At 40.1% G+C, this 14,532-nt stretch carries 12 protein-coding genes; 3 read left to right on the forward strand and 9 right to left on the reverse strand.

The window, feature by feature from the left end:
* Positions 1-15 precede the first annotated feature (15 nt).
* The 6 genes from efp to gatC all read right to left on the reverse strand — a co-directional run bounded on the left by efp (position 16) and on the right by gatC (position 6,309).
* Positions 16-576 carry an elongation factor P gene (gene efp / locus ACXYSM_RS01145; protein WP_458634041.1) on the reverse strand — a complete coding sequence of 187 codons (561 nt, stop codon included), beginning with the start codon at positions 574-576 and terminating at the stop codon, positions 16-18.
* Positions 577-656: 80 nt separating this feature from the next.
* On the reverse strand, positions 657-2,006 hold the full coding sequence (locus ACXYSM_RS01150) for an SPFH domain-containing protein (protein WP_458634042.1): 1,350 nt from the start codon (positions 2,004-2,006) through the stop codon (positions 657-659).
* 9 nt (positions 2,007-2,015) lie between these two features.
* Positions 2,016-3,020, reverse strand: a complete 1,005-nt coding sequence (locus tag ACXYSM_RS01155; RefSeq protein ID WP_458634043.1) for a zinc-ribbon domain-containing transport protein — start codon at positions 3,018-3,020, stop codon at positions 2,016-2,018.
* Positions 3,021-3,092: 72 nt separating this feature from the next.
* On the reverse strand, positions 3,093-4,541 hold the full coding sequence (gene gatB / locus ACXYSM_RS01160; protein WP_458634044.1) for an Asp-tRNA(Asn)/Glu-tRNA(Gln) amidotransferase subunit GatB: 1,449 nt from the start codon (positions 4,539-4,541) through the stop codon (positions 3,093-3,095).
* Complete coding sequence (gatA, locus tag ACXYSM_RS01165; protein WP_458634045.1) at positions 4,541-6,007, reverse strand: Asp-tRNA(Asn)/Glu-tRNA(Gln) amidotransferase subunit GatA; 1,467 nt, start codon at positions 6,005-6,007, stop codon at positions 4,541-4,543. Before gatA ends, gatB begins: the two co-directional genes overlap by 1 nt.
* Positions 6,007-6,309, reverse strand: a complete 303-nt coding sequence (gatC, locus tag ACXYSM_RS01170) for an Asp-tRNA(Asn)/Glu-tRNA(Gln) amidotransferase subunit GatC (RefSeq protein WP_458634046.1) — start codon at positions 6,307-6,309, stop codon at positions 6,007-6,009. The genes gatA and gatC overlap by 1 nt, the downstream gene beginning before the upstream one ends.
* Positions 6,310-6,522: 213 nt before the next feature.
* On the opposite strand from gatC, the gene ACXYSM_RS01175 reads away from it, so the two are divergent.
* The 3 genes from ACXYSM_RS01175 (at position 6,523) to ACXYSM_RS01185 (ending at position 9,677) form a co-directional block, all read left to right on the forward strand.
* Positions 6,523-7,197 carry a YwaF family protein gene (locus ACXYSM_RS01175; protein ID WP_458634047.1) on the forward strand — a complete coding sequence of 225 codons (675 nt, stop codon included), beginning with the start codon at positions 6,523-6,525 and terminating at the stop codon, positions 7,195-7,197.
* Positions 7,198-7,231: 34 nt separating this feature from the next.
* Positions 7,232-7,924 (forward strand): YwaF family protein, encoded by a 693-nt coding sequence (locus tag ACXYSM_RS01180; protein WP_314943535.1) that lies wholly within the window; start codon positions 7,232-7,234, stop codon positions 7,922-7,924.
* 208 nt (positions 7,925-8,132) lie between these two features.
* The gene (locus ACXYSM_RS01185; protein WP_414287496.1) at positions 8,133-9,677 is read left to right on the forward strand and encodes a peptide chain release factor 3; all 1,545 of its coding nucleotides are present in this window, start codon (positions 8,133-8,135) and stop codon (positions 9,675-9,677) included.
* A 491-nt stretch (positions 9,678-10,168) separates the two neighbouring features.
* On the opposite strand, the gene ACXYSM_RS01190 is transcribed toward ACXYSM_RS01185, so the two are convergent.
* The 3 genes from ACXYSM_RS01190 to trkA form a co-directional block, all read right to left on the reverse strand.
* Positions 10,169-10,873, reverse strand: a complete 705-nt coding sequence (locus ACXYSM_RS01190; protein WP_458634048.1) for a lysostaphin resistance A-like protein — start codon at positions 10,871-10,873, stop codon at positions 10,169-10,171.
* Positions 10,874-11,720: 847 nt separating this feature from the next.
* Positions 11,721-13,160, reverse strand: a complete 1,440-nt coding sequence (locus tag ACXYSM_RS01195; RefSeq protein ID WP_458634049.1) for a TrkH family potassium uptake protein — start codon at positions 13,158-13,160, stop codon at positions 11,721-11,723.
* Between the two features lie 3 nt (positions 13,161-13,163).
* Positions 13,164-14,513, reverse strand: coding sequence for a Trk system potassium transporter TrkA (trkA, locus tag ACXYSM_RS01200; RefSeq protein ID WP_458634050.1), 1,350 nt, complete (start codon positions 14,511-14,513; stop codon positions 13,164-13,166).
* Positions 14,514-14,532: the final 19 nt, after the last annotated feature.

The following is a 14,532-nucleotide window of genomic DNA, read 5'->3' on the forward strand; positions in this document are numbered from 1 at the left end:
ACCTCTTTCTAGAGATTAGGCACGAGAAACGTAAGTTCCTTCTGCAGTGTTGATAACGAGTTTTTGTCCTGCTTCGATGAAGTCTGGAACGTTCACGACAAGACCAGTTTCCAGTGTAGCTGGTTTACCAGAACCGGTAACAGTTGCACCTTTAATAGATGGTTGAGTTTCAGCAACTGTCAATTCAACAGTTGTAGGTACTGTTACACCGATTACTTCAGTTCCGTAAAATTGAATTTTAACTTCAGAATTTTCAAGGATGTAAAGCAATTCATTTTCAACATTTACAACAGGAATTTCGTATTGGTCGTAAGTTTCAGTGTTCATGAAATAAGCTGTATCGTCCATTTTGTACAAGTATTGTGCTGGCACGGTTTCGATAATCGCTTGTTCAAATTTTTCCTCTGGACGGTAGCTAGTTTCAAATGTTGAACCAGTACGGACATCACGCAATTTCATACGCATGATAGTGTTTCCTTTACCTGGTTTGTGGTGGCTAGCTTCCAAAACGCGGATCAATTTTCCATCAGCTGTTTCAAAGGTCATACCAGCCTTTAATTTACTTGCTTCAATCATGTTTTTACCTCTTTAATAAAATAATTTACTCTTTATTGTATCATAAGTCGCAAGATTTCTCAAATATCAGGAAAGTGAGATTAGTTGACAGGAACGATGTTTCCTTCTTCATCTTTAGTTACTAATACGTACTTGCCATCAACTTCAATGTAGAAGTTTTTATTAGTTGGTTTTTCTTGACTAGTAGATTCTTCTGCAGGAGTTGTCACTTCTTGAACAGGAGTTGTTACTTCTGGATTAGTAGATTCTACTGAGTTAGCGGGTTGTTCAGGGCTAACAGTCTCTACTGGGTTAGCAACTTGCTCAGGACTTGCAGTTTGGACCGGAGTAAATGCTTGGTTTGGATCAGCGGGTTGTACTGGGGGAACGGTTTGATTTGGGCTAGTAGGTTGAGCTTGTTGGGTGAGTTGGCCACCGAGAGTTTGACCGAGATTCATACCCATAAACATGTTCATACCATTGCCATTACCTTCGTTATTGGCTGCTGCAATGAGAGCTTCGTTACGAGCACGACGTTCTTCAATTTCGATGGTATTGTATTTCATTGCAACGAGTTCGCTATCAAGTTTACGAACAAGTTCCAAGCTTTCTTGGTCGTAGCTCAAATCCTCAAGAAGGATATTGGTTGCTTCAATACCGTAGAGACCAGTCCATACCTTATTGACTTCTTGTTTAGCGATTTCATTGAAGGTATCTTGATTAGCATTTAGACTATAGATATCAACTCGGTACTCATTAGTAAATTTGGCAATTGCAATCGCAATTTTAGGGGAGATATTTTGTCGAAGAGTTCCTTGAGCAACATCTTGGAGTGTAAATGGTTTATGTTCGTCAATTTGTTGACTGATAGAGCTAACGTAGAAAAGGACTGGGTCAGAAATCTTGATATCAAACAAACCATAGAAACGGATATTGAGCAATTGTTGGTAACGTTCACTGAAGTATTCTACAGCGTTTTGTGTACCAAATTTATTACCCGCAATCGGTTGGACACGGACAAAGATGATTTCTTGTTGAGTAACGACTTGACCAGCAAATGAAAAGCGGTGCTTGAAGTTTTCCCAAGTTCCTCTTATTCCGCCTTTTTCTAGAAGCCAAGCGTTGTCGCCAGAGCGCCATTCATGGCTACCAGCTTCTAAGACATCACCAAGGAAAGTGCCGTTATTTACAAGGATAGCAACATAACCTTGTGGCACAATTACGACAGAACCATCTGTTAAAAGTCCTGTATGTTGATTACCTTGTCTAGAAACTCCGTCAGGGTCTTTTGTAAGAAGAATTCCTTTAACAGCTAATGCTTCTGATGATACGTGTTCGGGAAGTACAACGGCTTCCTTAAATTTACTGTCATTAAAACTATTAATACCAGCAGTTTTGGCAACATCAACAACTCCCTTAATTTGCTCTTTGGCCATACGGATAAATCCCATAATTTCCTCCTAATTATATAGTTCGTCTTCATCCACAACATCGTAGGTATCAAGTACCCATTGGTTAGGACTACGGGTGATATCAGATCCGCAATAGTCACATTTGCTGATTGCTGATATTTTCAGTGGAGCGCCACAGTTTGGACAGCGGTCGCTAACGGCTTCATCTTGGACAGAGCTTTCAGTTTGACTGCCATGTTTACGGATGAAGTTCATTTGATAAACTGTAAATAGATCTTTTTGAGGGTCTCCCTCAATAACCTTACGAGTCTTGTCGTCGATGACATAGTCTCTCAAGGTAGATGATAAGATAACGACTAAAGTATCATTTCCATCTGGATTACTATTGAAATCTTTAATTCGAACATTTTCAACGTAAACGCGTTCCAAAACATTCGTTGTTTGAGATTGGATATAGTCTTCCAGTTGAGCACTGTGTTGAGTATAGAGACTAACACTTTCAAGAGAACGCACCAGATTCCAATCCTTTTTAGTCCAAGCAGCCTGCAACTGGATATAAACTTCTTTAGCCCATGAAGTGAAAGCCGAGGCATCAAAGTTTGGATCATAGTATCTAAGACGATCAATAGCTTGGCTATTATTTTCAACTCGACGATGGATAGTTGGTTCTGGTTGGTAGCTAGTCGAACTTCCATAAGATTTACCAGATGATGAATTCTGGTCATTCAGATATTTGATAAGCATGAAGAGTATGAAACCTCCGACACCAAACATGATCAGAATGGTCATTCCTGTCCCTAGAGAACCGTCTGAACTTGAGTAACTACCGCCAGAACGATAGCTGCTTCTAGAAGAAGAACTACCACTTGAACGACTTCGGCTAGAGCTACTACTTCGAGAACTGCTACTGCTTCGAGAACTGCTACTGCTTCGTGAGCTACTGCGACTAGAGCTACCACTTCGAGAATGTCCAACACCTGCATCGATGGATTGTAGGGGTGTCACAAAGAGAAGAAGCATGCAAGTAGCGATAAGAGTATATAACTTTTTCATATGTCTCCTAACTATGTGAGTACAAAGTGCAAGGCATCAAGCTAGAATTTTTATTAGCTTGTGACAGTTATATTATAATGAATCTTCTTTCAACTTAGCCAATTCTTGGGCAAGTAGTTTGAGGGCTACTTGTGGGTTGGCTTGGCCTTTGGTCGCTTTCATGAGGAAACCAGTAAAGGCCTTGTCGGCATTGCGTTTTCCTGACTTGAAGTCAACAACAGCTGCTTCGTTATCAGCAAAGACTTGATGGATGATTGGAATCAAAATATCTGGATCTGAGATTTGAACCATACCTGCTTTTTCAACGTATTCACGAGCGCCACCACCATTTTTAGCTAGGTGAACAAAGACTTTTTTAGCAATCTTAGATGAAATAGTGCCGTCTTCGATGATGGCAATCATTTCAACCAAGTTTTCTGGTGTCAATTCGATTTGTTCCAGTGTCTTGCCTTCAGCGTTCAAGAACTGAGCGACTTCACCTTGGAGCCAGTTAGATACTTGTTTAGCATCACCACCGAGGGCAACAGCTTTTTCAAAGAAGTCAGAAGTGACTTTATTGGCAGTCAACTGACTAGCATCGTAGTCTGATAATCCGAGTTGAGAGACATAGCGAGCACGGCGCTCTTTTGGAAACTCTGGTAACTCAGTACGCATTTCTTCGATCCACTCGTCTGAGATTTCAAAGAGTGGTAGGTCTGGTTCTGGGAAGTAGCGATAGTCAGCAGCTCCTTCCTTGACACGCATGAGGATAGTTGCCTTGTTCGCTTCGTCATAACGGCGAGTTTCTTGGCGGATTTGACCACCTGAGCGAAGGATTTCAGCCTGGCGTTGGACTTCGTATTCAAGCCCCTTACGAACGTTTGAGAAGGAGTTAAGGTTCTTCAACTCAGTCTTGGTACCGAATTTCTCTTGACCATAAGGACGAAGCGAGATGTTAGCATCCACACGCATAGAACCTTCTTCCATCTTAACGTCAGAAATGCCAGCGTATTGGATAACCTCTTTGAGGGCTGTTAGATAAGCATAAGCTTCTTCTGGTGAACGCATGTCTGCTTCAGATACGATTTCAATCAAAGGCACCCCTTGGCGGTTGAGGTCAACATAAGAGTAACCATCTGTACCATGGGTGTTTTTACCAGCGTCCTCTTCCAAGTGGGCACGTTCGATACCGATTTTCTTAGTTGTACCGTCTTCTAGCTCCACTTCAATCCATCCATTGTAACCGATTGGTTCATCAAACTGAGAAATTTGGTAGGCTTTAGGATTATCTGGATAGAAGTAGTTCTTACGGTCAAAGTGCATCTTCTTGTGGATGTCCATGTTAAGAGCAAGAGCTGCCTTGATACCAGCATCGACAACCCCTTTATTGAGAACTGGTAGTACTCCAGGGAAAGACCAGTCAATCACGTTTGTATTGGCATTTTGGTCATTTCCAAAGTGGGCAGAAGTAGGTGAGAAGATTTTTGAATTGGTGTTGAGCTCTACGTGGACTTCAAGTCCAATGACTGTTTCAAAGTTCATTAGTTATCACCTCCAAAAATCACGGGTTGTTGTTTGTGGTAGTCTGTTGTCGCTTCAAAGGCAGCAGCAGCTTGGTAGATAGTTTCTTCTGAATACTTAGGACCAATCAATTGGAGTCCCACTGGTAGACCTTGAACAAATCCAGCAGGAAGCGAAATCCCTGGGAGACCAGCTAAGTTAACTGGGATGGTCAAGATGTCAGCCAAGTACATAGCAACTGGATCATGGTTGAGCGAATCCAAGTCGTAGGCAACGCTAGGAGCAGTTGGTCCCAAAATCAAGTCATAATCCGCAAAGACGTTTTCGAAATCTTGGATGATGAGGGTACGGACTTGTCCAGCCTTCTTGTAGTATGCATCGTAGTAACCCGATGAAAGGCTGAAAGTACCTAGCATGATACGGCGTTTCACCTCTTCACCGAAACCTTGGCTACGGCTGTTTACATAAATTTCATCAAGATTAGTCGCATCCTCTGCGCGGTAACCGTAACGAATACCATCAAAACGTTGCAAGTTTGAGGATGCTTCTGAAGAAGCGATGATGTAGTAAACGGCAACTCCGTATTTAGAGTGAGGAAGGCTAACTTCTTCAACGATAGCACCAAGTTTTTCAAAGTGTTTAGCGACTTTGAGGATGGTTTCCTTAACTTCTGGGTCAATCCCTTCGCCAAGATATTCCTTAGGCAAAGCGATTTTTATGCCCTTGATGTCTTGGCCAATTTTTGAAGTAAAGTCAGCAATGCGAACAGGGGCAGAAGTAGAGTCTTTGGCATCTTCGCTAGCAATAGCATTGAGCAAGAGGGCATTTTCCTTAACAGTTGGTGCAAAAGGACCAATTTGGTCTAATGAGCTACCAAAAGCAATGAGACCGAAACGTGAAACTGTTCCGTAGGTTGGTTTGAGACCAACAATCCCGTTAAAGGCAGCAGGTTGGCGGATGGAACCACCAGTATCAGAACCAAGTGATAAACGGACTTGCCCTGAAGCTACAGCTGCAGCAGAACCACTTGATGATCCACCAGGAACCTTGCTGTGGTCCCAAGCATTTTTGGTTGCACCGTAGTAAGAAGTCTCACCTGATCCACCCATGGCAAATTCGTCCATGTTAGTTTTCCCAACAACGATCATACCCTTAGATTTTGCATTGGCAACAGCTGTGGCATCAAAGATAGGCTCGTAGTTATAGAGCATTTTTGAAGCTGCTGTTGTTAAGAGACCATCTGTAGAAATGTTGTCCTTAACAGCTAGGGGAATCCCAGAAAGAACATTGTCAGCATCGATTCCAGCTTCATCAATAGCTTTAGCCTGAGCAAGAGCTTGATCTTCAGCGATTGTAACAAAAGAATTGAGGGCTTCCTCACGCGCCTTGATATCTTCAATCGTTGCTTGAGTTAGTTCAGTTGCTGAAATTTCCTTAGAGACAAGGAGATTGTGCAACTCTTCAATCGTTTTATTGTTAAAAGTCATTAGGCATCTCCTCCATCATCTAGGATAGCTGGCACCTTGATATAGTAGTTTTCTTTTTCAGGTACATTTTTAAATAAGCGGTCACGGTCTGTTCCTTCTTCGGCCACATCAGGTCGGAGAACAGTTTTACGGTCAGCCATAGTTGTCGTTGGTTCAACACCAGTTGTGTCAACTTCACTTAACAATTCGACCATATCAACAATTTTTGAGAGTGTTGTCGCAAACTCTGCAGTTTCTTCTTCTGAGAATTTTAATTTTGAAAGATTGGCAACGTGAGTTACCTCTTCTTGCGTAATTTTCATCGGATATCCTTTCGTGAAATGATGATTCTTTATCTGTTCTATTTTACCATATTTTCCTATAAATAAAGCAAGCCAAGCTAAGAAAGAAACAGAAATTGAAAAATACTTTTTATTTCGATATAATGGTTGAAATTAGAAGAAAGAATAACAGTCGTTTTTAGTTGGTAAAAAGGATGTAGAATTGACACAACTAGAACACGTTAAGGATGACATATGACGCTTTGGGAGTTACTTTTTACCAGTAAAAAGACAGTTCCTCCTCATTTGGGAGCCTGGTACTTTTTATTACCTACTTCTTTGGTAATCATAGCTGTTTTATCGATTCGTTTCGCATCATCTAAAGGTTACAGAAACTTTTGGTATTGGGGACAATTGATTCAGTTGCTCATTATCAACGCTTGGTATATTGCTGCACGCCTGCCCCTATCTGAGGCTCTCCCTTTTTACCATAGTCGCATGGCTATGTGGATAATTCTTTTTGCCCCTAATAAGACCTTTTTTAAACAATATTTTGCCCTGGTTGGAGTTTTTGGTTCTATCATGGCCTTGGTTTATCCAGTCTTTTATCCTTTTCCTTTCCCTCATGTTTCGTCTGTGAACAATGTTTTCGGACATTGGGCCCTCTTGGCTAACTGCTTGATTTATCTTGTTAGATATTATAAAGTTGAAAAAGGGGATACTTGGAAAATATGCCAGATGACTTTTGGAGTCAATGCCATTATCTTTTTTGCCAACTTCTTGACAGGAGGAAATTATGGCTTTATGAGCAAGCCACCTGTGATTGGGGATCATGGTAGTTTGCTTAACTATTTGATAGTGACCAGTTTGATGACAGGTGTTCTCATCCTTATCAATCAACTCGTTAAATATAAACATAAGAATAGTTAATATACAACTGAATTCGTTACCTTAAGGAGACTTTATGCATCATTTTATTACAAGAACCCAAACGACGCCACCGCCTATTCCGATTTTTTGGTACGGTGTCATGATAGGCCTTCTTGCCTTGTCTATTTATGCTTCTCTTACTTACTACAAAAACCCCAAATTTGTTCGATTGTTTAAGTGGATTCAAATAGCGCAATTGCTAGCTCTTTATACCTGGTATATAGGTTTTAGCATTCCGTTTTCGAACAGCTTGCCTCTTTACCATTGTCGTTTGGCCATGTTCGCGGTTGTATTCTTACCTGATAAATGGAAAACCAAGCAGTATTTTGCCCTTATGGGAGCCAGCGGGGCAGTGTTTGCTTTGGGTTATCCCGTTTTTGATCCCTATGACTTTCCGCATATTACCAGTTTTTCTTTCCTGATTGGCCATTATGCCCTCTTGGTCAATTCCCTGGTTTATCTCATGAATCACTACGATAAAAACCTACTTAAAAAGTATCGAATTATCGCCTACACTTTTATTCTCAACCTTTTCCTAGTTGGGGTCAATCAAGTAACAGGTGGGAATTACGGGCTTTTAAATACCACGCCATTTATTCCAAATGCCCCTATATGGATAAAGTATCTTCTGGTTTCAATCATTCTATCTGCAGCCTTAGTGCTCTTTGATATTTTGTTTAAAAAACGTTGGCAAAAGAAAATTGCTCTAGAAAAAATTAAATTTTGAAGAGATTGTAACTAGCGATATAAAATAAATATTGAACAAAAGAATCTGAAGAGCAGGTCTAGTATCTTGACCTGCTTTTCTTTTATAAGCGATTGAAAAACTCTCTAAAATCCGATATAATGGAGTGTTGAAAGGAATGTTAGAGTCCGATGTAATAAAGAGTGATTATCAATTGAAATAATAAAAAAAGTAGAAAGAAAGAGAAGTTATGAGTATTCAAGAAGAAATTAAGAAACGCCGTACCTTTGCCATCATCTCTCACCCGGACGCGGGAAAAACAACCATCACTGAGCAATTGCTCTATTTTGGGGGAGAGATTCGTGAGGCAGGTACTGTAAAAGGGAAGAAAACAGGAAACTTTGCTAAGTCAGACTGGATGGATATCGAGAAACAACGTGGGATTTCGGTAACCTCATCTGTTATGCAATTTGACTACGATGGGAAACGGGTAAACATCCTAGACACTCCAGGACACGAGGACTTTTCAGAAGATACCTATCGGACCTTGATGGCGGTGGATGCTGCGGTCATGGTAGTGGACTCTGCCAAGGGTATCGAGGCCCAAACCAAGAAATTGTTTGAGGTTGTCAAACACCGCGGGATTCCAGTCTTTACATTTATGAATAAGTTGGACCGTGACGGTCGTGAACCACTAGATCTCTTGCAAGAATTGGAAGAAGTCTTGGGAATAGCTAGCTATCCGATGAACTGGCCAATCGGGATGGGGAAGGCCTTTGAGGGGCTCTATGACCTCTATAACCAACGTTTGGAACTCTACAAAGGGGATGAACGTTTTGCCAGCCTAGAAGATGGCGATAAACTCTTTGCCAGCAACCCATTCTACGAACAAGTGAAAGACGATATTGAGCTTTTGAATGAAGCAGGAAATGAATTCTCAGAGGAAGCCATTCTTGCAGGTGATTTGACACCAGTCTTCTTTGGCTCGGCCTTGACTAATTTTGGGGTGCAGACCTTCCTTGAAACTTTCCTCAAGTTTGCTCCAGAACCTCATGGACACAAGAAAACAGACGGAGAAATTGTTGATCCTTATGATAAGGACTTCTCAGGATTTGTCTTTAAAATTCAAGCCAACATGGACCCTCGACATCGTGACCGCATCGCCTTTGTCCGTATTGTATCGGGCGAATTTGAGCGTGGTATGAGTGTCAATCTCCCTCGTACTGGTAAGGGAGCTAAACTTTCTAATGTCACCCAATTTATGGCGGAAAGTCGTGAAAATGTGACCAATGCCGTAGCAGGAGATATCATCGGAGTTTATGATACAGGGACCTACCAGGTTGGAGATACGCTAACTGTTGGGAAGAACAAGTTTGAGTTTGAACCACTACCAACCTTCACACCTGAGATTTTCATGAAGGTTTCGCCTAAGAACGTCATGAAACAAAAATCCTTCCACAAAGGAATGGAACAGTTGGTACAAGAAGGAGCCATTCAGCTTTATAAGAATTACCAAACAGGTGAGTATATGCTAGGTGCTGTTGGACAACTCCAGTTCGAAGTCTTTAAACACCGTATGGAAGGCGAGTATAACGCTGAAGTTGTCATGACTCCAATGGGTAAAAAGACAGTTCGTTGGATTAAACCAGAAGATTTAGATGAACGTATGTCTTCAAGTCGAAACATCTTGGCCAAAGACCGCTTTGACCAACCTGTCTTCCTTTTCGAAAATGACTTTGCCCTCCGCTGGTTTGCGGACAAGTATCCAGATGTGGAGTTGGAAGAGAAAATGTGATTCAGTAAGTCTACTTGATTGCAAAGCAATCTAAGTAGACTACGAGTCAGGGACAAAAATCCTATCCTCTCAATTGTCTTTGGATTGTCGAGCAAGACGCAGTGGCTGAGTGGGCTCTACTACGCTGATTTCATCAGCTTTTACAGCCCTACTCAACTGTGCGGAGGCGGGACGACGAAATCGAATTCTAACGAATTACCGATTTCTGTCCCACTCTCTAACTGCCTTACTAACTTAGTTTTACAAATGGAATCGATTTGTAAAACTAAGTGTCGTAATCTAATAAACGGTAACCGCTATGGCAGTTTATCTAAACGCTTTACTAGGAAAAATCCACGAATGGTATCGATTCGTGGATTTTTTTGTCGTAACAGTTAAAAAGTGGATTAGCTACCTGCCTCATTAACTTAGTTTGGAATCACTCAAAGAATAAACAAAAAGACTAGGAAACTATTGAATTCCTAGTCTTTTTTTAGTAGTGGAACTTTCATTTATTGAAAAGCATCTATACCAACAACCTTGATAAGAATTGTCAGAAGGATAAGCAATAGAATGCTGACTCCATTATTCACTAGGTGCAGTAAGATAGACATCTCTAGACGTTTGGTGCGATAAGCAATCCAAGTTAGTACTGCAGACATCCAGCCATAGATCAAGAAAGAAGGAAGATTATTTGGGATATGGGCTATAGTGAAGAGAAACCAACCGAAAATATATCCAATTTTCTCGTATCCTTCGAAGAGTTTAGTAGGGATGATACCTCGACAGATAATTTCCTCACAAATAGGTGCCACTATTGCAACCACGAAAATGCTGGAAATTAGAGAGCTTTCTGACATGATGCTATTGATAGCCTCTTGATTCGAAGTAGTTGTTTGCTTCAGAAGTTGTAACCAAATCGCTCCAATCAGATTTCCTGTGACAATGGCTACATAACTAAGAGCAATTCGAGGGGCATCATTAATAGCAAAGAGTTTCGATTTTAGATTTAATAACTTACTTTTGTGAGCACCATATAAAAAGAGTGTAACAATAGCGGTAGAGACAAGCCCCACTATTAGAGATGACCAGATAGATCCAAGTTGCGTTTTTTGAAGTAATATTAAAGTCACGATAGGAACTTGCGATAGGGCCATTGCCACAATAAAGATTCCTAGCCAAATCAATCGTTTACGATAATCTTTAAAAAAATTCATTCAAATATCTCCTAAAAAATTTATTTCATTATAGCATACTTTGGATAGGAATTCTATTAACTACCAGAACATAAGTGTCGATAATACAAGTAAGATATTCCGGATTATGTGACTATAAAATGCTAAATCTTGTCTTAAGGTTTTAGGAAATAAAAAGTTTAGAAAGCTGACTCCCAAAAGGATATAAAAGCTGACAGAAAGTATAGTTAAAGGATTGTGCAGAAAAAATAAACTAAGAAAGATAAGGGTTGTTAGCCGGCCTGTCTTTTTATGAGTTGGTAATTTTCTCCATTTGTTTAACGGTAGAAAGGTAGCAATATCAAGTCCGAAAAGGAAAAAGAAAGAGATGAGTAACAAGTCAACGATTTCTTTTTGTAGTAGAGTGTCAGTACTTATACTTTCAAATAAAATAAAACAGACTCCAGCAACATTAATGATAACCATGCTGCTATACAATAAAAAGAAAGATCGACTACGATTGTGTAGCTGACTATTCACATGATCATGTCCTGAAAGATAGTGGATAAATGTACAGATGCCTGCTAATAACATTAAGAGAAGTAAAAAGTAAAAGCAGGATTGTTTGAGTGTTAAAGCAATACCAGGCCAAACTAAGCAACTACAGCAACCTAAGTATACCAAGGAAATCAATAAAAGAAGTTGGATTGATTTGTTCATTTTTTTCATATAAAACCCCTACGTTTTTTTAAAATTATAACCAAAATGATTCACAAAAAATAAAATTTTTCCCAAGTGTTATTTTTTGACTCTCAACTGTCTTTTAAAAATCTTATCAAAAAGCACATCCCTCATTTTTTGAGGGATGTGCTTTTTGATAATAACATTGCTAACGTTTAGACCAGGTTCGTTTCATAAAGAGTAATATGATTGGATAAATTTCAAGACGTCCTGCAATCATTGCAAAGGATAGGAGGAGTTTTGAAAATGGACTAAAAATTGAGAAACTTGCAGTTGTTCCGAGAATTGGGCCGATATTGTTAAAGCAACTGAAAACGGCACTCGTAACAATCATTAAATTGTTAGCATCTAAACTGATAATGAAAATTAAACTGAGTAGAATCATAATGTAAACTACAAAGTACTTGAGAATCTTGTGTTGGGTGTCCTTATCGATGACCGTTTGGTTAACATGGAGAGTTAAAACACGGTGAGGGGATATGGTAGACAAAAATTGATTTTTAGCAATTTTAGCTAGAATAACTCCACGCATCACTTTGAGACCACCAGCAGTAGAACCAGCAGAACCACCAATTGCCATTAACATCAGTAAGATGTATTGAGAAAACAAAGGCCAGTTCGTGATGTTTCCATAACCAAAACCAGTAGTGGTAATAATATTAGAAACTTGGAAGAAGGCCACCTCAAAACTTTGTGAAACACCACTATAAAGGTGCAGTGTGTTGAGTGTGATTAAGCCAGTAGATATAGCCACGATTAAGAGATAAGCTCGAAGTTCCTCATCGAAAAAGAATTCTTTAAATCGACGAAGCATGAGATAGTAGTAGAGGTTGAAATTGACACCAAACATCAAAACCCCAATACTTGTCAAATAAGTGATGAGAGAACTATGATAGTGGGCAATACCATCATTATAAACAGTGAATCCCCCTGTTCCAGCTGTTCCCATTGCGATGACAAAACTATCGTAGAGTGGCATCCCGGCAAGATAATAAATCACTACAAAGAGGGCGAACATTGCCAGATACAGGATATAGAGGATTTGTGCTGTATTTTTTAGTTTAGACACAACCTTACCAAATACTGGTCCAGGGACCTCGGCCTTCATAACCTCTAAGTGGCTGTTTTTAGCATTGTCCATAATAGCTAGGGCAAAAACTAGCACTCCCATCCCTCCGATGAGGTGGGTGAAACTTCTCCAAAATAGAAGCGAACGGCTTAAGATAGAAACATCATTTAAGATGGTTGCTCCTGTAGTTGTGAAGCCTGAACTAATTTCGAAGAAGGCGTCTATCATATTGGGAATTTGTCCTGAAAAGACAAAAGGAAGGGCACCAAAGAAAGACCAAAGAATCCAACAGAGGGCTACAATTAGTATTCCTTCTTTTGCGTAGATACGTTGTTTTTTAGGCTTTTTGATAATTCCGAGAAGACCTAGAACAACAAGGATTCCAATGGTAGAGAAAAGAGCTGTAAATACTTGACTGGATTCTTGATAGTAAAAAGCGACACTAACTGGTACCAAGAGTAGAACAGCTTCAATCAAGAGTAGCTTTGCAAGAAGAAAGCGTACCATACTTCTATTCATAGCTTACCTCTCTAACAAATCATAAATCTTAGTGATGTTTGATAGCAAAGTGATAACCACTAGCTTATCACCGACCTGGAGGGTGTCTTCTCCAGTAGGGAAGATTGTTTTTCCGTTGCGGATAATAGCAGCGATCAAGACATCCTTTTTGAGCTTCAGTTGAGACAAAGGTTTGCCAGTCATTTTATTGGCTTCCTTAATCAAGAACTGAAGGGTTTCTACCTGTCCGTTTGCAAGGTGGTGCATGGCTTGAAGGTCGGAATATTGGGCATTTACACGACCATGGATAAAGTGCATGATGGTATCAACAGCGATTGTCTTAGGCGTGATAATACTTGAAAAATCTGTCGCATGAATGATTTCCAATAGGCTTGTTCGGTTTACCTTAGTAATATTCTTTTGAACGCCTACATTATCCAAGAACATAGAGGTAATGATATTTTCCTCGTCGACTCCTGTCAAAGTGGCAACAGCATCGTAGTTTTGGGCACTTTCTTCTAAGAGGGTGTCCTTAGTTGTTCCATCACCTTGGACTATATAGAGTTTAGGGAATTTTTCGCTGAAAAAGGCAGCTCTTTCAGGATTGACCTCAATAACTTTTATATCGATACGACTATCTTTTAGAATACCTAAAAGATAGTAAGCAATTTTTCCAGCACCAATAATGAGCAGACTCTTAACAACTCTGGACTTAATATAGTTGTGGAAGAGCATCATATCGACACGGCTTCCTGTCACGAAGATACGGTCTTTATCCTCTAAAATCATATCTCCGCTAGGAATCATGAGTTTGTGATCGCGTTCGATGGCACAGACGATTACATTGCCAAACTTTTTACGGAAATCAGCAATAGACATCTGGCAAATATTACTGTCATTCCGTACCTTGAATTCCATTAAGCTGACTAATCCACCTGCAAAACGCTCAACAGAAAGAGCATTGGGGAAGTCTATAATATTAGCGATAGCACGAGCTGCTAGGAGTTCTGGGTTGACAATCAGTGAAAAACCAAGAATATTTTTTTCTTTAAAGTAAGGGTTGGAATATTCTGGGTTTCGAACACGAACGATGGTTTCTTTGGCTCCCATTTTTTTGGCTAGAACAGCCGAAACCATATTGACCTCGTCGTATTGAGTCATGGCAATGAAAATATCACAATCTTGAACATTGGCTGCCTCTAACATAGCAAAGTCAGCACCGTTTCCTGCGATACCGATAATATCAAAGCGACTTGTCATGTAATTTAAAACAGTTTCGTTCTGTTCAATCAAGACAACGTCATGGTTGTCAGCAACAAGCGAACGACAAAGGGCAGAACCGACTTTTCCCCCTCCGACAAGAATAATTTTCATAGTTAAATAACCTACTTTT

This window comes from Streptococcus sp. V940 (assembly GCF_054353495.1).

Excerpts from the sequence above, each read along its gene's own strand:
- gatA (WP_458634045.1), bottom strand. The coding sequence starts at position 6,007 with ATGACTTTTAACAATAAAACGATTGAAGAGTTGCACAATCTCCTTGTC.
- ACXYSM_RS01155 (WP_458634043.1), bottom strand. The coding sequence starts at position 3,020 with ATGAAAAAGTTATATACTCTTATCGCTACTTGCATGCTTCTTCTCTTT.
- trkA (WP_458634050.1), bottom strand. The coding sequence starts at position 14,513 with ATGAAAATTATTCTTGTCGGAGGGGGAAAAGTCGGTTCTGCCCTTTGT.
- ACXYSM_RS01150 (WP_458634042.1), bottom strand. The coding sequence starts at position 2,006 with ATGGGATTTATCCGTATGGCCAAAGAGCAAATTAAGGGAGTTGTTGAT.
- ACXYSM_RS01195 (WP_458634049.1), bottom strand. The coding sequence starts at position 13,160 with ATGAATAGAAGTATGGTACGCTTTCTTCTTGCAAAGCTACTCTTGATT.
- ACXYSM_RS01175 (WP_458634047.1), top strand. The coding sequence starts at position 6,523 with ATGACGCTTTGGGAGTTACTTTTTACCAGTAAAAAGACAGTTCCTCCT.
- ACXYSM_RS01190 (WP_458634048.1), bottom strand. The coding sequence starts at position 10,873 with ATGAATTTTTTTAAAGATTATCGTAAACGATTGATTTGGCTAGGAATC.
- gatC (WP_458634046.1), bottom strand. The coding sequence starts at position 6,309 with ATGAAAATTACGCAAGAAGAGGTAACTCACGTTGCCAATCTTTCAAAA.
- ACXYSM_RS01180 (WP_314943535.1), top strand. The coding sequence starts at position 7,232 with ATGCATCATTTTATTACAAGAACCCAAACGACGCCACCGCCTATTCCG.
- ACXYSM_RS01185 (WP_414287496.1), top strand. The coding sequence starts at position 8,133 with ATGAGTATTCAAGAAGAAATTAAGAAACGCCGTACCTTTGCCATCATC.
- gatB (WP_458634044.1), bottom strand. The coding sequence starts at position 4,541 with ATGAACTTTGAAACAGTCATTGGACTTGAAGTCCACGTAGAGCTCAAC.
- efp (WP_458634041.1), bottom strand. The coding sequence starts at position 576 with ATGATTGAAGCAAGTAAATTAAAGGCTGGTATGACCTTTGAAACAGCT.